At 72.1% G+C, this 25,533-nt stretch carries 22 protein-coding genes; 14 read left to right on the top strand and 8 right to left on the bottom strand.

Annotation, left to right across the window (positions count from 1 at the left end):
- Positions 1 to 248: 248 nt before the first annotated feature.
- On the bottom strand, positions 249 to 1,190 hold the full coding sequence (locus ABZ016_RS37505; RefSeq protein WP_356921223.1) for an A/G-specific adenine glycosylase: 942 nt from the start codon (positions 1,188 to 1,190) through the stop codon (positions 249 to 251).
- Positions 1,191 to 1,520: 330 nt separating this feature from the next.
- Here ABZ016_RS37505 and ABZ016_RS37500 point away from each other — a divergent pair, with 330 nt between their 5' ends.
- The gene (locus ABZ016_RS37500; protein ID WP_356921222.1) at positions 1,521 to 3,149 is read left to right on the top strand and encodes a histidine kinase; all 1,629 of its coding nucleotides are present in this window, start codon (positions 1,521 to 1,523) and stop codon (positions 3,147 to 3,149) included.
- Positions 3,146 to 3,802 carry a response regulator transcription factor gene (locus ABZ016_RS37495; RefSeq protein WP_356921221.1) on the top strand — a complete coding sequence of 219 codons (657 nt, stop codon included), beginning with the start codon at positions 3,146 to 3,148 and terminating at the stop codon, positions 3,800 to 3,802. Before ABZ016_RS37500 ends, ABZ016_RS37495 begins: the two co-directional genes overlap by 4 nt.
- Positions 3,803 to 3,878: 76 nt before the next feature.
- On the opposite strand, the gene ABZ016_RS37490 is transcribed toward ABZ016_RS37495, so the two are convergent.
- Entirely contained in the window at positions 3,879 to 4,523 is a 645-nt protein-coding gene (locus ABZ016_RS37490; RefSeq protein ID WP_356921220.1) for a phosphatase PAP2 family protein, read from the bottom strand.
- A gap of 174 nt (positions 4,524 to 4,697) precedes the next feature.
- Here ABZ016_RS37490 and ABZ016_RS37485 point away from each other — a divergent pair, with 174 nt between their 5' ends.
- Positions 4,698 to 5,585: a hypothetical protein gene (locus tag ABZ016_RS37485; RefSeq protein WP_356921219.1), complete on the top strand. Its 888-nt coding sequence runs from the start codon at positions 4,698 to 4,700 to the stop codon at positions 5,583 to 5,585.
- A 74-nt stretch (positions 5,586 to 5,659) separates the two neighbouring features.
- Here the strand turns inward: ABZ016_RS37485 and disA are convergent, their stop codons facing one another.
- Complete coding sequence (gene disA / locus ABZ016_RS37480) at positions 5,660 to 6,784, bottom strand: DNA integrity scanning diadenylate cyclase DisA (protein WP_030251426.1); 1,125 nt, start codon at positions 6,782 to 6,784, stop codon at positions 5,660 to 5,662.
- An 81-nt stretch (positions 6,785 to 6,865) separates the two neighbouring features.
- Entirely contained in the window at positions 6,866 to 8,275 is a 1,410-nt protein-coding gene (gene radA, locus ABZ016_RS37475; RefSeq protein WP_356921218.1) for a DNA repair protein RadA, read from the bottom strand.
- 195 nt (positions 8,276 to 8,470) lie between these two features.
- Between radA and ABZ016_RS37470 the strand changes: the two genes are divergently transcribed.
- Entirely contained in the window at positions 8,471 to 10,204 is a 1,734-nt protein-coding gene (locus tag ABZ016_RS37470; RefSeq protein ID WP_356921217.1) for a hypothetical protein, read from the top strand.
- A gap of 8 nt (positions 10,205 to 10,212) precedes the next feature.
- Here ABZ016_RS37470 and ABZ016_RS37465 read toward each other — a convergent pair whose 3' ends face one another.
- Positions 10,213 to 11,010, bottom strand: coding sequence for a hypothetical protein (locus tag ABZ016_RS37465; protein WP_356921216.1), 798 nt, complete (start codon positions 11,008 to 11,010; stop codon positions 10,213 to 10,215).
- A 71-nt stretch (positions 11,011 to 11,081) separates the two neighbouring features.
- Between ABZ016_RS37465 and ABZ016_RS37460 the strand changes: the two genes are divergently transcribed.
- The 4 genes from ABZ016_RS37460 to ilvD all read left to right on the top strand — a co-directional run bounded on the left by ABZ016_RS37460 (position 11,082) and on the right by ilvD (position 15,620).
- Positions 11,082 to 12,014 carry a Ppx/GppA phosphatase family protein gene (locus ABZ016_RS37460; RefSeq protein ID WP_356921215.1) on the top strand — a complete coding sequence of 311 codons (933 nt, stop codon included), beginning with the start codon at positions 11,082 to 11,084 and terminating at the stop codon, positions 12,012 to 12,014.
- Between the two features lie 132 nt (positions 12,015 to 12,146).
- A complete protein-coding gene (locus tag ABZ016_RS37455; RefSeq protein WP_356921214.1) occupies positions 12,147 to 12,971 on the top strand; it encodes a sugar phosphate isomerase/epimerase in 825 nt (274 codons plus the stop codon).
- Positions 12,968 to 13,636: a TetR family transcriptional regulator gene (locus ABZ016_RS37450; RefSeq protein WP_356921213.1), complete on the top strand. Its 669-nt coding sequence runs from the start codon at positions 12,968 to 12,970 to the stop codon at positions 13,634 to 13,636. The genes ABZ016_RS37455 and ABZ016_RS37450 overlap by 4 nt, the downstream gene beginning before the upstream one ends.
- Positions 13,637 to 13,766: 130 nt before the next feature.
- Positions 13,767 to 15,620: a dihydroxy-acid dehydratase gene (gene ilvD, locus ABZ016_RS37445; RefSeq protein WP_356921212.1), complete on the top strand. Its 1,854-nt coding sequence runs from the start codon at positions 13,767 to 13,769 to the stop codon at positions 15,618 to 15,620.
- 50 nt (positions 15,621 to 15,670) lie between these two features.
- Here ilvD and ABZ016_RS37440 read toward each other — a convergent pair whose 3' ends face one another.
- Positions 15,671 to 17,806, bottom strand: coding sequence for a serine/threonine-protein kinase (locus tag ABZ016_RS37440; RefSeq protein ID WP_356921211.1), 2,136 nt, complete (start codon positions 17,804 to 17,806; stop codon positions 15,671 to 15,673).
- 185 nt (positions 17,807 to 17,991) lie between these two features.
- On the opposite strand from ABZ016_RS37440, the gene ABZ016_RS37435 reads away from it, so the two are divergent.
- The 5 genes from ABZ016_RS37435 (at position 17,992) to proC (ending at position 22,144) form a co-directional block, all read left to right on the top strand.
- Positions 17,992 to 18,306, top strand: coding sequence for an SH3 domain-containing protein (locus ABZ016_RS37435; protein ID WP_356921210.1), 315 nt, complete (start codon positions 17,992 to 17,994; stop codon positions 18,304 to 18,306).
- A 432-nt stretch (positions 18,307 to 18,738) separates the two neighbouring features.
- The gene (locus ABZ016_RS37430; protein ID WP_356921209.1) at positions 18,739 to 19,548 is read left to right on the top strand and encodes a class I SAM-dependent methyltransferase; all 810 of its coding nucleotides are present in this window, start codon (positions 18,739 to 18,741) and stop codon (positions 19,546 to 19,548) included.
- Between the two features lie 32 nt (positions 19,549 to 19,580).
- Positions 19,581 to 20,414 (top strand): ABC transporter ATP-binding protein, encoded by an 834-nt coding sequence (locus ABZ016_RS37425; protein ID WP_356921208.1) that lies wholly within the window; start codon positions 19,581 to 19,583, stop codon positions 20,412 to 20,414.
- The gene (locus ABZ016_RS37420; RefSeq protein WP_356921207.1) at positions 20,411 to 21,208 is read left to right on the top strand and encodes an ABC transporter permease; all 798 of its coding nucleotides are present in this window, start codon (positions 20,411 to 20,413) and stop codon (positions 21,206 to 21,208) included. Before ABZ016_RS37425 ends, ABZ016_RS37420 begins: the two co-directional genes overlap by 4 nt.
- Before the next feature lie 123 nt (positions 21,209 to 21,331).
- Entirely contained in the window at positions 21,332 to 22,144 is an 813-nt protein-coding gene (gene proC, locus ABZ016_RS37415) for a pyrroline-5-carboxylate reductase (RefSeq protein ID WP_356921206.1), read from the top strand.
- Between the two features lie 16 nt (positions 22,145 to 22,160).
- Here proC and ABZ016_RS37410 read toward each other — a convergent pair whose 3' ends face one another.
- Entirely contained in the window at positions 22,161 to 22,748 is a 588-nt protein-coding gene (locus ABZ016_RS37410; protein ID WP_356921205.1) for a cysteine hydrolase family protein, read from the bottom strand.
- A gap of 87 nt (positions 22,749 to 22,835) precedes the next feature.
- Here ABZ016_RS37410 and ABZ016_RS37405 point away from each other — a divergent pair, with 87 nt between their 5' ends.
- Positions 22,836 to 23,843: a helix-turn-helix domain-containing protein gene (locus ABZ016_RS37405; RefSeq protein WP_356921204.1), complete on the top strand. Its 1,008-nt coding sequence runs from the start codon at positions 22,836 to 22,838 to the stop codon at positions 23,841 to 23,843.
- Here the strand turns inward: ABZ016_RS37405 and trpS are convergent.
- Complete coding sequence (gene trpS, locus ABZ016_RS37400) at positions 23,783 to 24,808, bottom strand: tryptophan--tRNA ligase (protein WP_356921203.1); 1,026 nt, start codon at positions 24,806 to 24,808, stop codon at positions 23,783 to 23,785. The genes ABZ016_RS37405 and trpS overlap by 61 nt on opposite strands.
- Between the last annotated feature and the right edge of the window lie 725 nt (positions 24,809 to 25,533).

Raw genomic sequence — 25,533 nt, 5'->3', positions numbered from 1 at the left:
CTCCCCGCCGCCCGTGTACTGCCTGTGGTCTTCAGTCGTCCCGTGTCTTCCGGGAACGCATCTGAAGGTACGGAGGCGTTGTCACGGCGCTGTCCGAAGCAGCCTGCGGCTAGCACTCGGCTGTCCGTCGGTTGTGTAACGGAAACCGGAACGGGGCAGTGGGGTGGGGGTGTTGGGGACGGTTTAGGGTGATCTGTCCATTGTAGATCTCTGTGACGGACGGCCCGCTGCTGTGATCTGTCCGTGCGTCAGGTCAGCGGCAGCCGGTACAGCCCGCCCGCGAGCGGCTCCACCAGTCCGTCGGCGACGAGGCCGTCCAGGGCGCGGGCCCGCTGCACCGGCTCGTGCCACACACGGTCCAGAGCCGACTGCGGAACCGGACCGTGAGCCTCCCGCAGCACGGCGAGCAGCCGCCCGCGCACCTGCCGGTCGGTACCCGCGTAGGTCTGGCCACGGCGCGGCGGCCCGTCGTGCTCCGGCTTGCCCGCCAGCCGCCACGCGCACTGCGCGGCGATCGGGCAGCGGTGGCACGACTCGCTCTTCGCCGTGCACACCAGCGCGCCCAGCTCCATGGAGGCGGCGGCCCACCGGGCGGCGGTCGGCTCGTCCTCCGGCAGCAGCGCACGGGCCAGCTTGCGCTCCGCGGCGGTGGTGGCGTTCGGCGGGTACTGCACGCCGGTGACCGCGCGGGCGAAGACCCGGCGCACGTTGGTGTCCAGCACCGGGTGCCGCTGGCCGTACGCGAAGGAGGCGACGGCGGCGGCCGTGTACTCGCCGATGCCCGGCAGCGCCAGCAGCTGGGCGTGGTCGGCCGGTACGTCACCGCCGTGCCGTTCCGTTATCGCGACGGCGGCACCGTGCAGCCGCAGGGCACGGCGCGGGTAGCCGAGCCGGCCCCAGGCGCGCACGGCCTCGCCCGGCGCCTCCTTGGCCAGGTCGGCGGGGCGCGGCCAGCGGGCCAGCCACTGCTCGTAGACGGGCAGGACGCGGTTCACCGGCGTCTGCTGGAGCATGAACTCGCTGACCATCACACCCCACGCCCCGGCCTCGGGACGCCGCCACGGCAGGTCACGGGCGTTCTCGCCGAACCAGTCGATGACGGGGGAGTGCAGGTTCTCGCCGAGGGGCGGGCCGGAGGCCGTGTCGGTGGGGGAGGGGGCCGGGTGCGGGGGTTTCGTGGGAGCAGTCATGGCATCTCGATGGTGCCACGTCCGACCGGGGGCACCGGGTACGTGCGGGCGGGTCGCGCTGCGCGTCCCCGGAGATGTGCCCCTGGGCTCCGCTTCGGACGTGTCGTGGCCGCCGGACTCGGTTTCGGAGGTGCGCCCCCGGACTCGGTTTCGGGAGTGCGCCATCGGATTCCGGCCTCCCCCCGCCTCGGTGGTGCACCCCCGGACACCGCCCCAAAGGCGCGCCCTCGGACCCCGCATCGGCCCGGACGGCCTCGTCCTTCGCCGATCAGCCCACCCCTGACGATCGACAGCAGTGCGGGCCTGCCCGGCGCTTGTAGCGTCGAGCGCATGGAAAGTCCCCGCCCGGCCTCTCTCGCCCGGGGCACCCTCCTCTGGGCCGCCCTGGCCCTTCCGGCTCTCACGGCGGACCGGATCGGGCTGAACGAGCCGCGTACGGTCTGGCAGCAGGCGGCCGGTGTGGCGGTGCTCGCCCTCGCGGCCGCCCTGTCCCGGCGGCTGCCGCTTGCAGCCTTCGGGGCCGCCGCGGCCCTGAGCCTCGCCGCCGCCCCGGCCCTGTTCACCGTGTCCTACGGACCGGCCCTCGGCGTGTTCGCGCTGCTGCTCGGGCTGCGGGCGGCCCGGGCGCGTCCCGCGGTGGTGTGTCTCGTGGCCGTCGGCTGCGCCGGCACCGCGCGTATCGTGCTCCTCGGGGTCGATCCGGCCTCCGAGTGGTTCGTCATGACGGGCACACTCCTCTTCGGCGGCGCCTTCCCCTGGCTCGTCGGGCGCTACTGGCGGCAGAGCCGGGAGCTGGCCGAGGCGGGCTGGCTCCGGGCCGCCCGGCTGGAGGACGAGCAGCGCCTCGCGGAGGAACGCGCCCGGCTGCGCGAGCGCGCCCGGATCGCCCAGGGCATGCACGACTCCCTCGGCCACGAACTGAGCCTCATCGCCCTGCGCGCGAGCGCCCTCCAGGTCACGCCCGGTCTCGCCGAGGAGCATCGGGCCGCGGCGGCCGACCTGCGCCTGGCGGCCGCCGACGCCACGGACCGGCTGCACCGCATCATCGGCGTCCTGCGCGAAGCCGACGATGAGCCGGTTCCCCTGGCCCCGGCGGACGAGACCCTGGAACAACTTGTCGCCCGCGCCGCCGAATCGGGTCTGCCGGTGCGCTGGGAGCCCGCCCGGCACGGCCCGGCCACCGAGCCCGGCGAGGTCTCCGGACGTCTGCTGCACCGCGTGGTCCGGGAGGCACTGACCAACGCGGCACGGCACGCACCGGGCGCGTCCGTCGTCGTGACGGTGACGGGGCAGGACGAAGGGACGGTCGTCAGCATCACCAACGGCCCCGCCACCGAGGAGAGTTCCCGTCCTTCCGGAGGCGGTACCGGCCTGCTCGGGCTGCGGGCCGCCGTGACCGACGCCGGCGGCACCTTCGAGGCCGGCCCGCAAGGCGAGGGCTTCCGGCTCCGGGCGTACGTTCCCTCACACATTCCCGGCCGGCGACCCACCCCCCCACCGCGGCAGCTCACTGTCGCCCTCCCGCCCACGACGGCCGGGTCCGGCCACCCCGTGGCCACCCCGTTCACCCACACCCGCCGCCGCGTAGCCCTCGGCCTCGGCGCGGCGGCCGGCGTGGGCCTCGCCCTGGTCGGCGCGGCCTTCGGCTGGTACGTGTACACCGAGACGCACGCGGTGCTGCCGCCCGCCAGGTACGCGCAACTGCGGCTCGGCACCCCGGCGGCCGAGGCCGAACTTGTGCTGCCCGAGCGCGCAGTGAGCGACCCGCCCACCGACCGGGCCACCGCACCACCGGAGGGAGCCGACTGCCGCTACTACCGTGCGAGCGGCGAACTGTTCGTCTCCGTCGACCACTTCAGACTCTGCTTCGACGCCGGAAGGCTGGTCGCCAAGGACGTGGTCCCGCGGGCCGGCCACTCCGGCGAAGACCGCGTGAATCACAAGGAGTTCGCACGATGATCCGCGTACTGCTGGCCGACGACGAGGCCATGGTCCGGGCCGGGGTGCGCGCCATCCTGGCCAGCAGCGGCGAGACGGAGGTCGTCGCCGAGGGGAGCGACGGGCGAGAGGCGGTCGAGCTGGCTCGCGCCCACCGCCCGGACGTGGCCCTGCTCGACATCCGCATGCCGTGCCTGGACGGACTCGCGGCGGCGGAGGAGATCGTACGGACCGTGCCGGGAACGGCCGTCGCGATGCTCACCACCTTCTCCGAGGGCGCCTACGTGAGCCGGGCACTGGGCAGCGGCGCCGCCGGCTTCCTGCTGAAGTCCGGCGACCCGTACGAACTGATCGCGGGGGTACGGGCGGTGAGCGCCGGTGCCGCGTTCCTGTCGCCGAAGGTAGCCCGCTACGTCATCGATGAGGGTCTGCGCGGCGGCCGGCTCACTCGTGAGGCACGGGCACGGGCACGCGTGGCCGCGCTGAGCCCCCGCGAACGCGAGGTGCTGGGCCTGGTCGGCGTCGGCCTGTCCAACCCGGAGATCGCCGCCCGGCTGCACCTCGTCGAGGGCACCGTGAAGGCATACGTCAGCGCGGTCCTGGACCGGCTGGACGTGCGCAACCGAGTACAGGCGGCGATCGTGGCGTACGAGGCGGGCCTGGTGGAGCGGTGACATCCGAGCCCTGAAAACCGAGCCGCGACCACCCAGCCGTGACACCGAGCTGTCACCACCGTGACGCCCCGTCTGCTCAACGTCGCGCGTGCGCCCCGTACGACGACGGGGCGGGTATCGGACCCGACCCGGTGAGCCACCGCACCGCAGGGGTCGACGAGGTGCGCAGCGTCCCGGCCAGCCGGGTCGCCGGGCCCGCGCCCAGCCGTACGGCGGCGAGGACGACGAGCGTGCCCAGTCCGAGCCCCGCGACCACGTCGTGCGGGTAGTGCACGCCGACGAAGACCCGGGAGAAGGCCAACAGCAGGGCGAGCGGGGCCGTCAGCCAGAGGAGTGCGCGCCGGACCAGGGCCAGTGCGACCGCCGAGGCGCCCGCGATCGTGGCGTGGTTGGACGGAAAGGACCAGTCGCCGTGCGGCGGGCACTGCGCCAGCGACGCGGCGGCACCGGCCACCGCCCGGCACGGACGCTCCTCCGTCATCGCCGACTTGAGCAGTTCGCTGCATCCGTACGCCACAGCCGTGGCCACAGGTGCAAGGACTGCTATCGCGAACGCTTGAGGGCTGCCGCGGCGGGCGCGCCACCAGCCGGCGGCGAACAGTACGACAAACACCAGCAGTCCGGCCTCGGTCCACAACCCGGCCCCGCGCTGTACCCACGTCGGGGTGTCGCGGGCGAAGTCGGTGATGTCGCGGTAGAGCGTGGTGTCCTCGAAGTCCATGGTCACGGACCGTAAGTGGCGGACCGATCCCGTCACACCCAGCGATCGTCGTGTCCCGTACCTGACGAAAGTCAGGGGCGGGGCAGCGGTTTCCGGCATGATGATCCGGAAAAGTTGTGGCCGGAGCGGCGGGTGGGACGGGCGAACGCGCCGATCTCTCGTAAGGTTTGCGCCGTGGGATCTCTGCGCAATCCGGTCGGGCCGCTTCCCTCCTCCATCTACTGGCGTCGGAGGGTCGTACTGGTGTCCGTGGTCGCCCTGTTGGGGCTGCTGACCACCTGGATCGTGACCATGGGCGGCGGAGGCGGCAAGGACGGCGACAACGGAGCCAACGGCAAGAATCCCGCACCCTCCATCACTCCCGGCCCCTCCGGTTCGGACCCGGCCGTCAGCCAAGCGCCGGGCGGACGCGACGAGTCGGGCGGCGAGGACTCCGGCGGTTCGTCGTCCGGGTCGGGCAGCGGGTCGGGCAGCGGCTCCGGGGGCGGTTCCGGTGACGGGTCGGCCGACGGCTCGGGCGGTGGATCAGGGGACGGCTCCGGCGAGGGAGCCGGGACCGGTTCCGGCTCCGGCGGGCCGGGCGACGCCGGTGACTCCGGGGGCGGTACCACGGTGGGCGGCGTCGGCGCGGCCGACACGCTGCCGGCCGGTTCCACCCTGCCCAACTGCACCGCGAGCGTGGTCAAGTTCAGCCTGCGCAGCCGGGACAACACCTACGGCCCCGAGAAGACGCCCACGTTCCTGCTGACCGCGCGGAACGTCTCCGGCAGCGACTGCAAGATCGATCTCGGGCCGAAGAACGCGGTGTTCACCATCACCCAGGCGAGCACCGACGACGACTACTGGACGTCCGAGGACTGCCCGAAGGCCGCCGCCCACCAGCTGTACCGGGTGCCCGCGGGCAGCGGCATCACCTACATGCTGAAGTGGGACCGCAAGCCGAGCGCCCCCGAGTGCGCCACACCCCCGCCGGGCTCGGCCGGGGCGGGCACATACCTGGTGGAAGCCAAGGCTCCGGGTTTCGCGAAGGTGCAGACGTCGTTCGTGCTGAAGGACGACTGACCGGCTCGTCATGCCATGCGTGAGGGGTGCTCCCTGCTTGGGAGCACCCCTCACGCATCAGCAGGTGCCGACGGCTAGACGTACCGCTCCAGGATCGACGACTCCGCCAGGCGCGAGAGCCCCTCGCGCACACTCCGGGCCCGGGCCTCGCCGACGCCGTCCACCGTCTGGAGGTCGTCGACGCTCGCGGCGAGCAGCTTCTGCAGTCCGCCGAAGTGCTCGACCAGGCGGTCGATGATCGCGCCCGGGAGCCGGGGCACCTTCGCGAGGAGGCGGAAGCCGCGCGGGGACACCGCGGAGTCCAGCGTCTCGGGTGAGCCGGTGTAGCCCAACGCGCGGGCCACCGTGGGCAGTTCGAGGAGCTCGGCGTGGGTGAGCGCGTCGAGTTCGGCCAGCGCCTCGTCGACCGTGCGGGACCGCTTGGCGGTGGGCTCGGGGACGTAGTCCCGGACGACGAGCTCGCGCTCGGGCTCCACACCGGCGATCAGCTCGTCGAGCTGGAGGGCCAGCAGCCGGCCGTCCGTGCCCAGCTCCACCACGTACTCGGCGATCTCCGTGGCGATGCGGCGCACCATCTCCAGGCGCTGGGCGACCGCCGAGACGTCCCGGACGGTCACCAGGTCCTCGATCTCCAGCGCCGACAGGGTGCCCGCGACCTCGTCGAGACGGAGCTTGTAGCGCTCCAGGGTCGCCAGGGCCTGGTTGGCGCGGGACAGGATCGCCGCCGAGTCCTCCAGGACGCGGCGCTGGCCGTCCACGTACAGCGCGATCAGCCGCATCGACTGGGAGACCGAGACCACCGGGAAGCCGACCTGTCTGCTGACCCGGTCCGCGGTGCGGTGGCGGGTGCCCGTCTCCTCGGTGGGGATCGTCGGGTCGGGGACCAGCTGCACGCCCGCGCGCAGGATCTTCGACAGGTCCGAGGACAGCACGATGCCGCCGTCCAGCTTGCACAGCTCGCGCAGACGGGTCGCGGTGAACTCGACGTCCAGCACGAAACCGCCGCTGCACAGCGCCTCGACCGTCTTGTCGGAGCCCAGCACGATGAGACCGCCGGTGTTGCCCCGGAGCACGCGCTCCAGGCCGTCACGCAGGGCGGTTCCGGGTGCCACGGCGCTCAGTGAAGCGCGCATCAGGCCATCGGTACCGGCACTCCCACCGGATTTTCCGGGAGCTGCTGCCCGGTCGTTGGCTGCCACTGCACTCCTCCGGTCGCAGGTTCTGGGGCGCCCCCGCCTCGCACACTCGGTTCGCACGGACGGGCGAGACCAGGGCAAAGTCTACCGGCGACCCTCCTCGTCCCGTGGGGCCTCTCTGCGACGGGAGCGTGGAAGGACCCGCAGGGCGTCCCCCATGTCCGCGACTTCCAGGACCTTCATGCCCGGTGGGATCTTGCCGGGGTCGCCCGGAACGAGCGCGTGTGTGAAGCCCAGACGGTGGGCTTCGGCCAGCCTGCGCTGCACGCCCGTGACCCGTCTGACCTCTCCGGCGAGGCCCACCTCGCCGATCGCGACGAGGTTCTTGGGGAGAGGTGTGTCACTCGCCGCGCTCGCCAGAGCGAGGGCGACGGCCAGGTCGGCGGCGGGCTCCGAGAGCCTGACGCCGCCGACCGTCGCGGAGTAGATGTCCCGTTTGCCCAAGGCGCTGATCCGGCCGCGCTGTTCCAGCACCGCGAGCATCATGGAGACCCGGGAGGTCTCCAGGCCCGAGGTGGTGCGCCGGGGGGAGGGGATCTGCGAGTCGACCGTGAGCGCCTGGACCTCGGCGACCAGGGGGCGGCGGCCCTCCAGGGTGACGGTCAGGCAGGTGCCCGGGACCGGTTCGGCCCGACGTGTCAGGAAAAGTCCGCTCGGGTCCGCGAGGCCCGTGATGCCCTCGTCGTGCAGTTCGAAGCAGCCGACCTCGTCGGTGGTGCCGTAGCGGTTCTTGACGCCCCGGACGAGCCGGAGGCGGGCGTGCCGGTCGCCCTCGAAGTGCAGGACGACGTCCACGAGGTGTTCCAGCAGGCGCGGGCCCGCGATCGCGCCGTCCTTGGTGACATGGCCCACGAGCAGCGTGGACATGCCGCGTTCCTTGGAGGCCCGGATCAGGGCCCCGGCGACCTCGCGCACCTGGGCCATGCCGCCCGGCGCGCCGTCGATCTCCGGCGAGGCGACCGTCTGCACCGAGTCCAGGATCAGCAGGGACGGCTTCACCGCGTCCAAGTGGCCCAGCACCGCCGCCAGATCCGTCTCGGCCGCCAGATACAGATGGTCGTCGATGGCGCCGATGCGGTCGGCGCGCAGCCGGACCTGGCTCGCCGACTCCTCGCCCGTCACGTACAGCGTGCGGTGCTCGTCGCTCGCCGACTTGGCCGCCACGTCCAGCAGGAGCGTCGACTTGCCGACGCCCGGCTCGCCCGCGACCAGCACCACGGCGCCCGGGACGAGCCCGCCGCCGAGCACCCGGTCCAGCTCGGGCACGCCGGTCGTGCGGGCGGTGGCCCGGCGGCCGTCCACCTGGCCGATGGGCAGGGCGGAGGTGGTGACCCGGCCCGGCGTCGTCGTCCGCACCGCGGGCGCGCCGTACTCCTCGACCGTCCCCCAGGCCTGGCACTCGGGACAGCGGCCGAGCCACTTCGCCGTCTGCCAGCCGCACTCCGTGCAGCGGTAGGACGGACGGTCCTTGGTGGTCTTCGTACGGGCAGCCATGGACGAAACCGTAGCCGCCGGCACTGACAACGCGGGGACCGACCGGGGCGGGCGCTCGTGCGCCAGGCCGCGCCACCCTGCGCCAGCGGCGGAACATATGATTCCTGTCCCCTATTGAGGGATCGTTTCACCCGTACGGATTAAATGTGCTCAAGCCACCAGAAGGTGCCACTCCCGGCGCCCTACGGTCGCCGAATGATGAGCAGTACTCCGGAGATCTCGACCCGCACGGCCGGCGCGCACCGGGCGCACCGGGAAGCGCGTGACCGCGGGGCGGCACGCACACTGGTGCAGCGGCCGCCGACGCGCTACGAGCCCTACCTGGACGGCCTGTTCACCTACTGCCTGTCCGTGCTCTGCGACCACGACGCCGCGACCACCGCCCTGGGCGACGTCCTCGCACTCGCCGAACGCCGCGGCCGGCACGTCCCCGCCGCCCCCGCCGACCGGAGGGCCTGGCTGTACGCCCTGGCCCGCTGGGCGTGCCTGCGCAAGCTGGCCGAGGCCAAGCAGAAACGTACGAGCAGCCACGCCGCGGGCCGCTCGCAGCGCGGCGCCGACCGGCCGGCCGCCCCGGCCGTCTCCGAGGAGGTCCAGGAGCAGCGGCGGAGCGAACTGGCCCTGCTGGCCTGGCCGGAGGCCGCCGGCACCACACCGGAGCAGCGCGAGGCGCTCGAACTGGCCGTGCGCCACCACCTCGCCGCCCACGAGGTGGCCGCCGTCCTCGGCATGGATCTGGCCGCCGCCCGCGACCTGCTCGCCTCCGCCGCCTGCGAGGTGGAACGCACACGCGCGGCCCTCGCCGTGGTCGAGACCGGCGCGTGTCCGAGCGTCGCCCACCTCGTCGGCGACGAACGGCTCGTGCTCGGCACGGCCCTGCGCCGCGAACTCGTCCGGCACGTCGACGACTGCCCGCGCTGCCGCCGCACCGCCGAGCGCGCCATCCCCGGCCGCTGGCCCGGCACCAGCGTCACGCCCGCCGCGCTGCCCGTCCTGACGGCGCCCCGCGCGGCCCTGCACGTCGCCATGGCCCACCCGCCACGCGTGCGTGGCGCCGCGCCCCGCTTCGACCGGCGCGGCTTCCCGATGGACCCCAAGGACCGTGCCGCCCGCCGGGACCGGCTGCGCGCGCGTGCCGTCACCACGACCGTCGTCGCCACCGTCGTGGCCGCCCCCGTGCTCGCCCTGTGGGCCGCCTACCGGGGCACCCCCGTCGGCGAGGGCCAGGACGGCCGCTCCGCCTCCGCGCTCGAGGTGGACGACCCGCTCGGCCTGGACGGCGAGATCGCGGGCGGCGGATACGAGAACACCGGCAACGCGAGCACCAGACCCGGCCCGCGCTTCGACAAGGACGGCAAGGCCGACGTCTCCGTGGAGGTCATCGGAGTGGCCGGGGCCGGCAAGGGCGCGGCCCGCCTGGAGGTCGCGGCCGGCCACAGCGGCGACACCACCCTCGTCACCCTCACCGCCACGGGCTCCGCCCCGGTCCACTGGTCCGCCGCCACCGGAGCCGACTGGCTCTACCTGAGCCGGTCCTCGGGAACCCTCCGGCCCGGGGAGTCGTTGACGATCAAGGTGTACGTCGACCAGCTGCGCGAGCCCGCGGGCCCCTGGCACGCGCAGGTGGCGGTGTCACCCGTCGGCGCGGTCGTCCGCATCGACGGCTACGGCGCGGCACCCAGCTCCTCCGGCCCCGGCCCCCGCCCGGACCCCCGCCCCACCTTCCCGAGCGACCCGCCCCCGTCCCGCCCCGACCCGACGCCCACGACTTCCGCCCCGGACCCGGACCCGGACACCCCGCCCGCGTCCCCCGACCCGGACCCCACCGCCACGGACCCGGGCCCGGACGACCCGGACACCCCGACCGACCCGGCGGACTCGGCGCCCCCGCCCCAGGAGGGCGACGACCCGAGCCCGTCGACGTCGTAAGCGCCGTTCTAGACCGGGTCCGCCGGATGCGGTGCCAGCAACGGCAGCTGCGAGGCCAGCCGCTCCTCGCACAGCTCGACCAGCCGGTCGTAGCCGGCCTTCCCCATCAGCTCGATCAGCTCCGGCCGGTAGGAGACGTACACCGGCTCGCCCGCGCCGTGCGCCGAGGTCGCCGAGGTGCACCACCAGTGCAGGTCGTGGCCGCCCGGCCCCCAGCCGCGCCGGTCGTACTCACCGATCGACACCTGGAGCACGCGCGTGTCGTCCGGCCGGTCGATCCACTCGTACGTCCTGCGCACCGGCAGCTGCCAGCACACGTCCGGCTTGGTCTCCAGCGGCTCGCGGCCCTCCTTCAGGGCGAGGATGTGCAGCGAGCAGCCCATGCCGCCCTCGAAGCCGGGCCGGTTCTGGAAGATGCACGACCCCTGGAAGGGCCGGGTCTGCCGGTCACCGTCCTCGTCCTCGGAGACCCAGCCGTTCCTGGTGCCCTCGGCGTGGTGCTGCCAGATGTCCGGCGTGAGCCTCGCCACATGCTCGGCGACCCGCTTCTCGTCGTCCTCGTCGGAGAAGTGGGCACCCAGCGTGCAGCACCCGTCGTCCGCGCGGCCGGCCTGGATGCCCTGGCAGCCGCTGCCGAAGATGCAGTTCCAGCGAGAGGTCAGCCATGTCAGATCGCAGCGGAAGACCTGCTCGTCGTCCGCCGGATCAGGAAACTCCACCCACGCGCGGGCGAAGTCGAGTCCCTTCTCGTCGGGTTCCGCTACGCCCGATGATTTGTCGCGCTTCGCCTTTTTCGTCTTTGGCACAAGTCCAGGGTACGGGCCTTGTGCCCACACCGAGGACGGCGGACGGCCCTCCTGGCAGTAGCGTTCCGTACATGAGACTCGGTGTCCTCGACGTGGGATCGAACACGGTCCACCTGCTGGTGGTGGACGCGCACCCGGGCGCCCGCCCGCTGCCCGCGCACTCGCACAAGGCGGATCTGCGCCTCGCCCAGCTCCTCGACGACAGCGGAGCGATCGGCACCGACGGCGTCGACCGGCTGATCTCGGTCGTCCACGAGGCGCTCCAGGCCGCCGAGGACAAGGGCGTAGAGGAAGTGCTCCCGTTCGCGACCTCCGCCGTCCGCGAGGCCCGCAACGCCGATGACGTCCTCGCCCGGGTTCGGGACGAGACCGGCGTCGAGCTCCAGGTCCTCACCGGCGCGGAGGAGGCCCGGCTCACCTTCCTCGCCGCCCGCCGCTGGTTCGGCTGGTCGGCCGGAAAGCTGCTGGTCCTGGACATCGGCGGCGGCTCCCTGGAGATCGCCTACGGTATCGACGAGGAGCCCGACGCGGCCGCCTCCCTGCCCCTGGGCGCCGGCCGCCTCACCGCCGGCTGGCTCCCCGGCGACCCGCCCGCCGCGGACGACGTCCGGGCCCTGCGCCGCCACGTCCGCACCGAGATCGCCCGCACGGTCGGCGAGTTCAGCCGCTTCGGCGCCCCCGACCACGTCGTCGCCACGTCCAAGACGTTCAAGCAACTGGCCCGCATCGCCGGCGCGGCCCGCTCCGCGGAGGGCCTCTACGTCCAGCGCGAGCTCAAGCGGGAGTCCCTGGAGGGCTGGGTCCCGAGGCTGGCCGGCATGACGGAGGCGGAACGGGCCGAGCTGCCGGGCGTCTCGGAGGGCAGGGCCGGCCAGCTCCTGGCGGGCGCCCTGGTGGCCGAGGGCGCGATGGACCTCTTCGGCGTCGAGCGCGTCGAGATATGCCCGTGGGCGCTGAGGGAGGGCGTGATCCTGCGGCGGCTGGATCACATGGGGTCCGCTTAGGGGGCTTCTGATGGATCTCCGCCGCGTGGGCACGACAAGCCACGACGAATGCCGCACCCACCACGTGGCAATCACCACAACGGCGAAGAGGCCCCCCACTCCCTCCCCACCACACCCCGTAATCTGTCCTGCATGGCAGAGCCAGCCGTGAAGATCCCGGACGCGAAGGTCGCACTCTCGACGGCCTCGGTCTACCCGGAGTCGACGGCCACGGCCTTCGAGATCGCCGCGCGCCTCGGCTACGACGGAGTCGAGGTCATGGTCTGGACCGACCCCGTGAGCCAGGACATCGAGGCCCTGCGCAGACTCAGCGACTACCACCAGATCCCGATCCTGGCCGTGCACGCCCCCTGCCTGCTCATCACGCAGCGCGTCTGGTCCACCGACCCGTGGACCAAGCTCCAGCGGGCCCGTGCGGCGGCCGAGAAGCTCGACGCGAGCACGGTCGTGGTCCACCCCCCGTTCCGCTGGCAGCGCCAGTACGCCCGGGACTTCGTCGCCGGTGTCTGGCGCATGGCGAACGAGACGGACGTGCGGTTCGCCGTCGAGAACATGTACCCCTGGCGCTACCGCGACCGCGAGATGCTCGCGTACGCCCCCGACTGGGACGTGACGAAGGACGACTACCGCCACTTCACGATCGATCTCAGCCACACCGCCACGGCCCGCACCGACGCGCTGGACATGGTCGACCGCATGGGAGACCGCCTCGGCCACGTCCACCTCGCCGACGGCAGGGGCTCGGCCAAGGACGAGCACCTGGTGCCCGGCCGCGGCACCCAGCCCTGCGCCGAGGTCCTGGAGCGGCTCGCCCTGACCGGCTTCGACGGGCACGTCGTCATCGAGGTCAACACCCGCCGTGCCATGTCGAGCGCGGAGCGCGAGGCCGACCTGGCGGAGGCGCTGGCCTTCACCCGCCTCCACCTGGCCTCGGCGGCGAGGGTGCCGAGGCGATGACCGACCACCCCCCGGGCGATCCCTCGACCGGGCCGGGCACCGGATCGGGCGGCGCCGCGGGCGCCGGCACCGCAGCCCGCCGCCGGGGCCGCCCCCGCCGCGCCGAGTCCGCCGACACCCGGGACCGCATCCTCACCGCCGCCCGCGAGGAGTTCTCCGAACGCGGCTACGAGAAGACGTCCGTACGCGGCATCGCCAAGGCGGCCGGGGTCGACTCGGCGCTCGTGCACCACTACTTCGGGACGAAGGAACAGGTCTTCGAGGCGGCGATCACCCAGACCTTCGCACCCGCCATCGAGGCACCGAAGGCCATCGAGGAGGGCCCGCTCGACGACGTGGGGGAGCGCCTGGTCCGCTTCTTCTTCGGCATCTGGGAGAACCCGGCGACCCGCGCGCCCCTGCTCGCCATCGTCCGCTCGGCCGTCACCAACGAAACGGCGGCCGCCGTCTTCCGCAGGATCGTCGCCACCCAGGTGCTGCGCCGCATCGCCGTACGACTGGACCTGCCGGACGCCGAACTGCGGGCCGAGCTGGCCGCCGCCCAGCTCGTGGGCACCGCCATGCTGCGCTACGTCATCAAGGTGGAGCCCCTGGCCTCGGCGGACCCGGAGCAGATCGTCGCGCGGCTGGCACCGGTCGTACAGGGACATCTCACGGGCCCCTGAACCACCGCACGCGAGACACGCGTCCCGCATTCCGGACACTCCGTCCCGCCCTCTGGATGACCGGCGTACGCTCGTCAGCAGTCAGAAGTCTCCGAAATATCTGACGCCGTCTCTGAAGGAGCGAGCGACGATGCCCGAGCTGAGGTCCCGCACAGTCACCCACGGTCGCAACATGGCGGGCGCCCGCGCCCTTATGCGCGCCTCCGGTGTACCGGGTGCGGACATCGGCCGCAAGCCGATCATCGCGGTCGCCAACAGCTTCACCGAGTTCGTCCCGGGCCACACCCACCTCCAGCCGGTCGGCCGGATCGTCAGCGAGGCGATCGTCGAGGCCGGCGGCATCCCGCGCGAGTTCAACACCATCGCCGTCGACGACGGCATCGCGATGGGCCACGGCGGCATGCTGTACAGCCTCCCCTCCCGCGACCTGATCGCCGACTCGGTCGAGTACATGGTCGAGGCCCACTGCGCCGACGCCCTGATCTGCATCTCCAACTGCGACAAGATCACCCCGGGCATGCTGAACGCGGCTCTCCGCCTCAACATCCCCACGGTCTTCGTCTCCGGCGGCCCGATGGAGTCCGGCCGCGCCACCCTCGTCGACGGCACGGTCCGCACCCTCGACCTGGTCGACGCGATCTCCGACGCCGTCAACGACAAGATCTCCGACGAGGACATCCTCCGCATCGAGGAGAACGCCTGCCCGACCTGCGGCAGCTGTTCCGGCATGTTCACCGCCAACTCGATGAACTGCCTGACCGAGGCCATCGGCCTCTCCCTCCCCGGCAACGGCTCGGTCCTGGCCACGCACACCGCGCGCAAGCAGCTCTACGTCGACGCGGCCAACACGGTCATGGACATCACCCGCCGCTACTACGAGGAGGACGACGCGACGGTCCTCCCGCGCAACGTCGCCACCTTCGCGGCCTTCGAGAACGCGATGGCCCTCGACATCGCGATGGGCGGCTCCACCAACACGATCCTGCACCTGCTGGCCGCGGCCCAGGAGGCCGGCGTCCCCTTCGGCCTCGCGGAGATCGACGCGGTCTCCCGCCGCGTCCCCTGCCTCGCCAAGGTCGCCCCGAACGTCGCCAAGAACCGCACCTACTACATGGAGGACGTGCACCGCGCCGGCGGCATCCCCGCCCTCCTCGGCGAGCTGCACCGCGCGGGCCTGCTCAACGAGGACGTGCACTCCGTCCACAGCCCGTCCCTGGCCGACTGGCTGAAGACCTGGGACGTGCGCGGCGGCTCCCCGTCCGCGAAGGCGGTCGAACTGTGGCACGCGGCCCCCGGCTGCGTCCGCTCCGCCGAGGCCTTCTCCCAGTCCGAGCGCTGGGAGGCCCTCGACGAGGACGCCGAGGGCGGCTGCATCCGCTCCGTCGAGCACGCGTACTCCAAGGACGGCGGCCTCGCCGTCCTCAAGGGCAACCTCGCGGTCGACGGCTGCGTGGTGAAGACGGCCGGCGTCGACGAGTCGATCTGGACCTTCGAGGGCCCGGCGGTCGTCTGCGAGTCCCAGGAGGAGGCCGTCGAGAAGATCCTGCTGAAGCAGATCACCGACGGCGACGTCGTGGTCATCCGCTACGAGGGCCCCAAGGGCGGCCCCGGCATGCAGGAGATGCTCTACCCGACCTCGTACCTGAAGGGCCGCGGCCTCGGCAAGACCTGCGCGCTGATCACCGACGGCCGCTTCTCCGGCGGCACCTCCGGCCTCTCGATCGGGCACGCCTCGCCCGAGGCGGCCGGCGGCGGCACCATCGCCCTCGTGGAGGACGGCGACCGCATCCGCATCGACATCCCGGGCCGCTCCATCGACCTGCTCGTCGACGACGCCGAACTGGCCCGCCGCGACCAGGCGCTGAACGGCGTGTACGCCCCGAAGAACCGCGACCGCAAGGTCTCCGCCGCCCTGCGCGCCTACGCCGCGATGGCGACCAGCGCGGACAAGGGCGCGGTGCGGGACGTCTCGAAGCTGGGCTGAGCACCCCGCAGGGGGCTGCCTCAGCAGGCGGCCCCCTGTACCCCCCTCCGCTACCAGGCGGACGGATCACGCCCGTCCACGGCGAAGACGGTGCCGTCCGGGGCACCGGCGTAGACATGGTCGTCCACGAGCACGGGCGTGGGCAGCGAGGCCGGAACCCGGTCCGACTGGTCACTCAACCGCGTCGGGGTCTGCCCGACGAGCTTGCCCCGCCGGGCATCGGCGGCCAGCAGCCGCCCGTCCGGAGCCGTCACATACACGAACCGTCCGTCCGACACCGGCGTGGACCCCCGGACGACACCCGTCTCCAGACTCCACAGCTGCTTCCGCGCCTTCACATCGACGGCGACCAGCGCCCCACCGGACGCCATCAGATGCACGACGTCCCCGCGCACACCGCCCTGGACGCCCTGCAAGGGAATCCGCAACGGCACGCGCACGGTCGTACGACTGCCCGGGCTGTACCGGACCACGGCCCGCGCCTCCCCGCGCACGGCGTCGACGGCCGCGAACACGACAGACCCGTCCACGGTCCCGAGAGGCTGCAGATCCCCCTCCAGCCGCGCGTCCCACCGCACCTCGCCCGTGCCGGGATCCACCGCCGTGACCGTCGTCCCGGACCCGTCTCCGGACGCGGTCGCCGCGTACGCCAGCGGATCACCCGGGAAGGACACGAAGTACGGCACGTCCTGCCCCGGGATCCGGTGACTCCACTTCACGTCCCCGGAGGCACTGTCCACACCGGTGACCGTGCCGTCGGCCGCGGTGAGCAGCACCGTCCCTCCCACGGCCCGCACCCCGCCCGACATGGACATGGCCTGCCGCCGTCTCACATCACCCGAGCCCGGATCGAGTGCGGTCAGCCGCTGCCCATGGCCGAGCCCGGCCAGCACCAGGCCACCCGACACGACCGGAGCCCCACTCGGCGGCCCTTCGGCGGCGACCCCGTCCAACCGGTACTTCCACACCAGCCGCCCGTCCGCCGGATCCAGTGCGAAGACCACCCCGCTCTGCGCACAGAGCAACTTCCCGGCCGCGTAGGAGCACTGCGGCGTACCCGCCTTCGACACCGGCGTCGCCGCCCATGCCGTGAACGCGGCAGCAGTGGTCCGCGGGGCGGTCACCTCAGGCGACGGAGCGGGATCGCCCCCCAGCAACGACACCGACACGAGCGCACCGGCGACGGCCAGCGCGAGGCCCCCGGCCCCGAGCACACCCCGCTTGCCGACCCGCAGCCGGGCCAGCCGCTGCCCACCGGACCGCTCGGCAACCGGCGCCTCGACCGCCACCGAAGGCTCGTCCTCGGCCCGCGCCTCCTCCACCCGCTGCGCCGGTATGAACGCCTGCGTGTCGTAGGAAGCCGCCACCGACCGCAGCTCCCGCATCAACTCGTCGGGCGAGGGCCGGTCCTCGGGCTCCTTGGCGAGACACCGCAGCACGAGCGGCGCCAGTCCCTCTGGTACGCCGGTCAGTTCGGGCTCGTCGTGCACGACCTGGTAGGCGACCACATACGGACTGTCGGAGTCGAACGGCCCCCGCCCGGTGGCCGCGTGCACCATCACGGACCCGAGCGCGAAGACATCCGCCGCGGGCCCCACTTCCCTCGGCCGCCGGAACTGCTCGGGCGCCATGAACGGCGGGGTACCGATCAGCTTCCCGGTCTCGGTCCGCAGCTCACTGTCCGCCGGCCGGGATATACCGAAGTCGATCACCTTCGGCCCGTCCTCGGCGAGCAGGACGTTGCTCGGCTTCAGATCCCGGTGCACGACCCCGACCCGATGGATGTCCCGCAACGCCTCAGCGAGCCCCGCCATCAGCCGACGCAACTGCGCCGGATTCAGCGGCCCGTTCCGCTTCACCTCCTGGGCGAGCGTCGGACCCGGAATGAACAGTGTGGCCATCCACGGCCGCCCGGCCTCGGGATCGGCATCGACGACAGGCGCCGTAAAAGCCCCGCTGACCCGCCGCGCCGCCGCCACCTCCTGCCGGAAACGCCCCCTGAACTCGGGGTCCTTGGCGAACTGCGCGTGCACGACCTTCACGGCGACCTTCATCCCGGAGGTGCTGCGGGCCAGATGCACGACACCCATGCCGCCCGACCCCAGACACGACTCCAGCCGGTAGTGACCGGCGTACTCGGGAAGTTCCGCTTCCGGGCCCGCTCCGGCGTTTCGCTGTGGCGCCATTGGGACCACCCCCGTGCCTGTTCGTCCGCGTGCGCGACGCACGGAGCCTAGTCGATGACTCGTACGGGACAGAGGCGGCTTGCTAGCCTCCACCGGCGAGTCGCGCACAGGTGTTTGATCGCGTGACGTAGGGGAATCAACGGGATCCCATGGCAGCCATGGGGTTCAACGGGGGAGGTTTTGTCATGTCTGTCGAGCCTGTCGAAGAGGCCCAGCACAGCACACCACTGGTCAGCACACTGGCCGCGGCCGCCACGTACTTCTCGGTCGCACCCGGCGTCCGTCTCAACGTCCGCAGCGGCCCCGGCACCGGCTACCCGATCGTCAAGGTCCTGCCCGAGGGCTCCCGAGTCGCGATCCACTGCCAGACACCCGGCACCTGGGTCACGGGCCCGTACGGCACGACGAACATCTGGGACAACATCGCGAGCGGCCAGTACATCTCGGACAGCTACGTGAACACCGGCAGCGACGGGTACATACGCCAGCGCTGCTCCTGAGGCACCCCGCGTTGCTGCTGGGGCCGGGGCGGGTGCGCAGCTCGGCGCGACGAGGTGCCGCTGCGCCCACCCTCCCCCAAGCTCTCGGCTTCGCTCGAGCAGGGGGACCCCATCGCCCCAGCGGCACGACTGCCCGCAGCTAAGCGGAGCCACGATCCGCCCGCACTCGCGTACGCACGGAAGGGGACGTGTCGGGGGGTGTCCGCCCGCAGCGGTTGGCGCGTCAACGCCAGTGAGTCGGTATGACACCCCATCGCGCCGTTCCGAGGACGGACACCCCCCGGCGCGGCCCCGACCCACCGCACCCCGGAAGGCGCTACGCGCACCCTCACCGAAGCAGCCACAGGCCGCCGCAGGCATAACGCCCACCCACCGCCACCTCTCACCGAAATCTCACCACCCTCACCCCCACTCCCCGGCCACCATGGCCGTATGACCACACCTCCCCCCGCCCCACACCCCACCGGAGCCCACACCCCCACCCCGACCCGCACCACCCGAGCCCACTCCTTCAACACCGCCGCAGCCCAGTACGCGGCCAACCGCCCCTCCTACCCCCCAGCCCTCTTCGACGCGATAGAAGACCTGGCCGACCACCCCCTCCCCGGCTCCCGCGTCGCAGACATCGGCGCCGGCACCGGCATAGCCACCGCCCTCCTCCACGCCCGAGGCGCGAACGTCCTCGCCGTGGAACCCGGCGACGGCATGGCGGCCCAGTTCCGCAGCACCCTCCCGGACATCCCGATCGTCCGCGGCACGGGCGACGACCTCCCCCTCGCCCACGCCTCCGTCGACTTCCTCACCTACGCCCAGGCCTGGCACTGGACCGACCCGGCCCGTGCCGTCCCGGAGGCCCTCCGCGTCCTGCGCCCGGGCGGCGCCCTCGCCCTCTGGTGGAACACCGACGCCCTCGACGTCCCGTGGATCGCCGAGTCCGCCACCCGCACGGCACGTCACTTCGGCATCGACATCAGCGCCGAGAAGCGCAACGTCAACGCCCGCGCAGCCGACCCCACCGGCCACCTCGACTTCACCCGCCGCACGGTCCGCTGGAGCCGCCGCATCCCGATCGACACCCACCTCGCCAACCTCGGCAGCCACTCGGTCTTCCTGGTGCACGGCGAGCACCACACCGCGTCCTTCCTCGCCGAGGAACGCGAGCACCTGCTCAGAGCCTTCCCCGACGGCCACGTCGACGAGGTCTACGACGTGATCCTCCTGCTCGCCAGGACACCTGCTTGACGCACACCACCCCCAGGAGCATTATTCATCGCATGATGAATAACGCTCCTGGCCCGCCACGCCCAGGCACCGACACGGACCCGCCCACCCCCGCCGTCCACGCCCAGAACCTCACCGTCACCCGTGGCCCCCGCACCGTCCTGCGCACCCTCGGCTTCACCGTCCCCCGAGGCCAGATCACCGGCCTCCTGGGCCCCTCAGGCTGCGGAAAATCGACCCTCATGCGCGCCATCGTCGGCACCCAGGCCAAGGTCACCGGCACCCTCGACGTCCTCGGCCACCCCGCCGGCCACCCCACCCTGCGCACCCGCATCGGCTACGTCACCCAGGCCCCCTCCGTCTACGACGACCTGACGGTCCGCCAGAACCTCCACTACTTCGCCGCGATCCTCGACCCCGGCCGCCGAAACGCCGACCGCCGCGCCGACCACGTCACCCGTGCGATAGCCGACGTCGACCTCACCACCCACGCGGACGCCCTGGCCGGCAACCTCTCCGGCGGCCAGCGCAACCGCGTCTCCCTGGCCGTGGCCCTCCTCGGCACCCCCGAACTCCTGGTCCTCGACGAACCGACCGTCGGCCTCGACCCGGTCCTGCGCCGCGACCTCTGGACCCTCTTCCACGACATCGCGGCGAGCCGCGGCGCGACCCTCCTCGTCTCCTCCCACGTCATGGACGAGGCCGAGCGCTGCCACCGCCTCCTCCTCATGCGCGAGGGCGAACTCCTCGCCGACGACACCCCCGACGCCCTGCGCACCCGCACCGGCGCGGAAACGGTCGAGGAGGCCTTCCTGGACCTGGTGGACAAGGCAAAAGAAAAAGCCGAGACGAACAGGGAGACGAAGACGAGGGAGACGACACGATGAGCACCACGCCCACCCCCACCCCCATCCCCACCCCCACCCCACCAAGCCCCCGAACCCTCAACACCTCCCGCACCACCGCCACAGCCGCCCGAGTCCTGCGCCAGCTCACCCACGACCCACGCACCATCGCGCTGCTGATCCTCATCCCCTGCGTGATGCTGTTCCTGCTGCGCTACGTCTTCGACGGCAGCCCCCGCACCTTCGACAGCATCGGCGCGTCCCTGCTCGGGATCTTCCCCCTGATCACGATGTTCCTGGTGACCTCGATCGCCACCCTGCGCGAACGCACCTCGGGCACCCTCGAACGCCTCCTCGCCATGCCCCTCGGCAAAGGCGACCTCATCGCCGGCTACGCCCTCGCCTTCGGCACCCTCGCGATCATCCAGTCCGCCCTGGCCACGGGCCTCGCCGTCTGGTTCCTCGGCCTGGACGTCACCGGCAGCCCCTGGCTCCTCCTCCTGGTGGCCCTCCTCGACGCCCTCCTCGGCACGGCCCTCGGCCTCTTCGTCTCGGCCTTCGCGGCCTCGGAATTCCAGGCGGTGCAGTTCATGCCGGCGGTGATCTTCCCCCAGCTCCTCCTCTGCGGCCTGTTCACGCCCCGCGACAACATGCACCCGGCCCTGGAGGCCCTCTCCGACGTCCTCCCCATGTCCTACGCGGTGGACGGCATGAACGAGGTCCTCCGCCACACCGACATGACCGCCACGTTCGTCCGCGACGCCCTGGTCGTAGCGGGCTGCGCACTCCTGGTCCTCGTCCTGGGAGCAGCCACCCTGCGCCGCCGCACGACGTAGGGCCTGTCCGACAGGCCCTGGCCCCCTGGACACCCATCCCGCCCAGCGGACACCGAAGCCGCCCCCCACTCCCTGATGCGAGGATGGACACCGGACGACGCACCCTCGGAGGCACCCCGCGCCATGACCCAGAAAGTCGCAGTCCTCGGCACCGGCAAGATCGGCGAAGCCCTGCTCAGCGGAATGATCCGAGCCGGCTGGAACCCGGCCGACCTCCTGGTCACCGCCCGCCGCCGGGAACGGGCCGAGGAACTCCGCACCCGCTACGGCGTCACCCCCGTCACCAACCCCGAAGCCGCCAAGACCGCCGACACCCTGATCCTCACGGTCAAACCGCAGGACATGGGCACCCTCCTCGCCGAGCTGGCCCCGCACGTCCCGGCCGACCGCCTGGTCATCAGCGGCGCCGCCGGCATCCCCACGGCCTACTTCGAGGAACGCCTCGCCCCCGACACCCCGGTCGTCCGCGTCATGACGAACACCCCCGCCCTGGTCGACGAGGCCATGTCCGTCATCTCCGCCGGCACCCACGCCACCGCCGACCACCTCGCCCACGCCGAGGAGATCTTCGGCGCCGTCGGCAAGACGCTCCGCGTCCCCGAGTCCCAGCAGGACGCCTGCACCGCCCTCTCCGGCTCGGGCCCGGCCTACTTCTTCTACCTGGTCGAAGCCATGACCGACGCGGGCATCCTCCTCGGCCTGCCCCGCGACAAGGCCCACGACCTGATCGTCCAGTCCGCGATCGGCGCCGCGACGATGCTCCGCGACAGCGGCGAACACCCGGTCAAACTCCGCGAGAACGTCACCTCGCCGGCCGGCACGACGATCAACGCCATCCGCGAACTCGAGAACCACGGCGTACGAGCCGCCCTCATCGCCGCCCTCGAAGCCGCCCGCGACCGCAGCCGCGCCCTCGCCTCCGGCACCACCAACTGACCCCTCCGGGGGCGGGTCACACCCCCGCCGCGCCCACGACCTCCTCCGTCGTCACCACCCGCGCGAACCCGCCCCCGTGCAGGGACACCGCGGAAGCCTGAGCGATCTCCTCCGCGCTCCGCCGCCAGCCGAACGGCCCCTCAAGGCCGAACGTGTACGTGGCGTCGAACGCCACCACCACGTCGTACCCCAGGTTCCCGCCCATCCGCGCGGTCGTCTCCACGCACATGTTCGTCTGGATCCCGGCGAGCACGACCTGCGAGATCCCCTCCGCCTTCAGCCAGGCACCCAGATCCGGCGTCCCGAGAAACGCCGAGTTCACCGTCTTCGTGACGAACAGCTCCGGCCCCGCCCCCTTCCCACGCCGCCGCTCCACGTACTCCTTGAAGCCGTTCCCCTCATACCCCCGCCGCAACGGCGACTCCGGCTTCACCGAGTCGTGCCGCACGAAGACGACCGGCCGCCCCGTCGCCTGCCATACGTCGATGAGGGCGGCGATGTTCTCATCGGCCCCGGGATTGTTCCGCGCCCCCCAGAAGTCCAGCTCCTCGAAGCCCTTCTGCACGTCCACGACCACCAGTGCTGCGTTCTCCGCGATGTCCATGCCCACGATCCTGCTTCCGGAACGACCCCCGCTCCAGAGGTTCGAAAGCCATCGATCGATGGGTTGCTGCCATGGTTTACTGCCGCCATGGTGGAGCCCGACCACGCCTACCGCGTCGCCCTCGTCGCCTTCCCCGGCATCCGCGCCTTCGACGTCTCCGTCATCACCGAGGTCTGGGGGACCGACCGCACCGACCGCGGCGCCCCCGCCTTCGACCTGCGCAGAGTCGCCGCCGACACCACCACCCCCATCCCCATGCGCGGCGGCCTCGCCCTCCTCCCCGACCGCGCCCTCACCTGGCTGCCGAAGGCCGACCTCGTCGTCGTCCCCGGCCTCGACGACCACCTCACCCCGGCGCCCGCCCCCGTCCTCGACGCTCTCCGCCGCGCCCACACCCGCGGCACCACCATCGCCGCCCTCTGCGGCGGCGCCTTCACCCTCGCCCAAGCCGGCCTCCTCGACGGCCGCCGTGCCATCACCCACTGGAACCTCGTCGACCTCCTGCGCACCCACCACCCCGAGGTCATCGTCGTCCCCGACGCCCTCTTCATCGAGGACGGCAACATCTGGACCGCCGCCGGCACCGCGGCCGGCATCGACCTCTGCCTCCACCTCGTCCGTCGCGCCCAAGGCGCCGAAGCGGCCGCCACCATCGCCCGCTCGATGGTCACGGCCCCCTTCCGCACCGGCACCCAGGCCCAGTTCATCGAACACCCCACCCCGCGCTTCGACCGCGACGCCGACGCCCTCGCCGCCGTACGCGAACACGCCCTGCGCCACCTCCACGAACCCCAGACGGTCGCCGACCTGGCCGCCCAGGCGGGCATGTCCCCGCGCTCCTTCGCCCGCCACTTCACCGCCGCCACCGGCACGACCCCCCTGCGCTGGCTCCTGGACCAGCGCCTCGCCGCGGCCCAGAAACTCCTCGAACGCACCGACCTGCCCATGCGCGAGGTCGCCCGCCGCGCCGGCTTCGGCAGCGAGGTCACGATGCGCCAGCACTTCGCCTCGCGCCTCGCCACCAGCCCGCGCGCCTACCGGGCCGCGTTCAGCACCGGGTCCACCACCGGCGGCAGCAGCCCGATCGCGCGATAGGCGGCATCCACGACCGGCCGCGCCATCGCCCGCGCCTTCTCCGCACCCGCCGCCAGCACCCCCTCCACATAAGAGGGATCCGCACAAAACTCCCGGTGCCGCTCCCGCAGCGGCCGAAGCGTCTCGACCACGGCCTCGGCGGTGTCCTTCTTCAGATCGCCGTACGACGCGTAGGCGCGACTGAGTTCCTCAGGCTCCCCACCGGTACAGGCAGCCAGGATCTCCAGCAGGTTCGCGAGCCCCGGCCGCGTCTCCCGGTCGTACACGACCTCGCGCCCGCTGTCGGTGACGGCCCGCATGACCTTCTTCCGCACCACGTCCGGCTCGTCCAGGAGATAGACGATCCCCGGCCCGACGTCGTCGCTCTTGCCCATCTTCGACGCCGGATCCTGCAGATTCATCACCCGGGCCGCCACCCCCGGCCGCGTGGCCCGCGGCACCACGAACGTATGCCCGTACCGCTGGTTGAACCGCACCGCGAGATCCCGCGCGAGCTCCACATGCTGCCGCTGATCGTCCCCGACCGGCACCTCGCCGGCCCCGTACGCCAGGATGTCCGCCGCCATCAGCACGGGATACGTCAACAGCGACAGCCGCACACTCCCGCCCCGCCGCTGCTCCCGCGCCGCCTTCTCCTTGTACTGGATCATCCGCCGCATCTCACCGTCGGTGGCCACGCACTCCAGCAGGTACGACAGCCGGGCGTGTTCGTCCACATGGCTCTGCACGAACACCGTGCACAACTCCGGATCCAGCCCCGACGCCAGCAGCAGGGTCGCCGCCTGCCGACTGAGCCTGCGCACCCGCGCCGGGTCGTGATCCACGGTCAGCGCGTGCAGGTCGACGACACAGAACAAGGCGTCGGCCTCATGCTGGTCAACGTCGGCCCACCGCCGCATGGCTCCCAGATAGTTCCCCAGCGTCAGATGCCCCGTCGGCTTGACCCCGCTGAAGACCCGTGTCATCTCTCCTCCACCTCCTGGTCGGGACCGCCGCCCCGGCGGCCGCCCCTCGGTGGTCGGAGGGAGAAACAAGAACGGCCGCCGAAGCGGCGGCCGTTGAGTGCATACGTGAGGACGGCCGCCGTCAGGCGGCCCACCACAGCTGGGTACACGTACGCGTCGTCATGCACCCCAGGCTACGCCTCCGGAGTGCCGCCCGCCCCCGAGTTGACACGCCCAACCCCCATCCGTAGTGTTCTCCGAGTTGCCCGACGTGAGCGCCGACTCCGGTCGGTCCCCGGGCAGCCAATCCGCAGGTACTCACCACTACTCGACGTGCAGCACGTCTGTCGTCGTTTCATTGGTGTGCGTATTTACGGAATGAGGAATCCACGTTCGAAAGGACGCGGCCCCCGATTCGCTCGGGAGCCGGGGAATCCGCTAAAGTCTCACCACGTCGGAACGGCCCAACAGCCGCGAAGACAAACCCCGCTGACCGGGGATCAGGCCCGAAAGGATCTGATAGAGTCGGAACCGCCGGAAAGGGAAACGCGGAAGCGGGAACCTGGAAAGCACCGAGGAAATCGGATCGGAAAGATCTGATAGAGTCGGAAACGCAAGACCGAAGGGAAGCGCCCGGAGGAAAGCCCGAGAGGGTGAGTACAAAGGAAGCGACCGTTCCTTGAGAACTCAACAGCGTGCCAAAAGTCAACGCCAGATATGTTGATACCCCGTCTCCGGCCATCACG

The sequence above is a fragment of the Streptomyces sp. NPDC006372 genome (assembly GCF_040612515.1).
Lineage (GTDB): Bacteria > Actinomycetota > Actinomycetes > Streptomycetales > Streptomycetaceae > Streptomyces.
Note: the sequence above shows the minus strand (reverse complement) of the source record. Positions and strands in the feature narration are given on the sequence as shown.

Coding starts and splice junctions, on each gene's coding strand:
- ABZ016_RS37425 (WP_356921208.1), top strand. CDS start 19,581: ATGATGAATAACGCTCCTGGCCCGCCACGCCCAGGCACCGACACGGAC.
- ABZ016_RS37405 (WP_356921204.1), top strand. CDS start 22,836: ATGGTGGAGCCCGACCACGCCTACCGCGTCGCCCTCGTCGCCTTCCCC.
- ABZ016_RS37420 (WP_356921207.1), top strand. CDS start 20,411: ATGAGCACCACGCCCACCCCCACCCCCATCCCCACCCCCACCCCACCA.
- ABZ016_RS37505 (WP_356921223.1), bottom strand. CDS start 1,190: ATGACTGCTCCCACGAAACCCCCGCACCCGGCCCCCTCCCCCACCGAC.
- ABZ016_RS37440 (WP_356921211.1), bottom strand. CDS start 17,806: ATGGCGCCACAGCGAAACGCCGGAGCGGGCCCGGAAGCGGAACTTCCC.
- ABZ016_RS37455 (WP_356921214.1), top strand. CDS start 12,147: ATGGCAGAGCCAGCCGTGAAGATCCCGGACGCGAAGGTCGCACTCTCG.
- ABZ016_RS37470 (WP_356921217.1), top strand. CDS start 8,471: ATGATGAGCAGTACTCCGGAGATCTCGACCCGCACGGCCGGCGCGCAC.
- proC (WP_356921206.1), top strand. CDS start 21,332: ATGACCCAGAAAGTCGCAGTCCTCGGCACCGGCAAGATCGGCGAAGCC.
- ilvD (WP_356921212.1), top strand. CDS start 13,767: ATGCCCGAGCTGAGGTCCCGCACAGTCACCCACGGTCGCAACATGGCG.
- ABZ016_RS37410 (WP_356921205.1), bottom strand. CDS start 22,748: ATGGACATCGCGGAGAACGCAGCACTGGTGGTCGTGGACGTGCAGAAG.
- ABZ016_RS37435 (WP_356921210.1), top strand. CDS start 17,992: ATGTCTGTCGAGCCTGTCGAAGAGGCCCAGCACAGCACACCACTGGTC.
- ABZ016_RS37500 (WP_356921222.1), top strand. CDS start 1,521: ATGGAAAGTCCCCGCCCGGCCTCTCTCGCCCGGGGCACCCTCCTCTGG.
- ABZ016_RS37490 (WP_356921220.1), bottom strand. CDS start 4,523: ATGGACTTCGAGGACACCACGCTCTACCGCGACATCACCGACTTCGCC.
- ABZ016_RS37495 (WP_356921221.1), top strand. CDS start 3,146: ATGATCCGCGTACTGCTGGCCGACGACGAGGCCATGGTCCGGGCCGGG.
- ABZ016_RS37460 (WP_356921215.1), top strand. CDS start 11,082: ATGAGACTCGGTGTCCTCGACGTGGGATCGAACACGGTCCACCTGCTG.
- radA (WP_356921218.1), bottom strand. CDS start 8,275: ATGGCTGCCCGTACGAAGACCACCAAGGACCGTCCGTCCTACCGCTGC.
- ABZ016_RS37450 (WP_356921213.1), top strand. CDS start 12,968: ATGACCGACCACCCCCCGGGCGATCCCTCGACCGGGCCGGGCACCGGA.
- ABZ016_RS37430 (WP_356921209.1), top strand. CDS start 18,739: ATGACCACACCTCCCCCCGCCCCACACCCCACCGGAGCCCACACCCCC.
- trpS (WP_356921203.1), bottom strand. CDS start 24,808: ATGACACGGGTCTTCAGCGGGGTCAAGCCGACGGGGCATCTGACGCTG.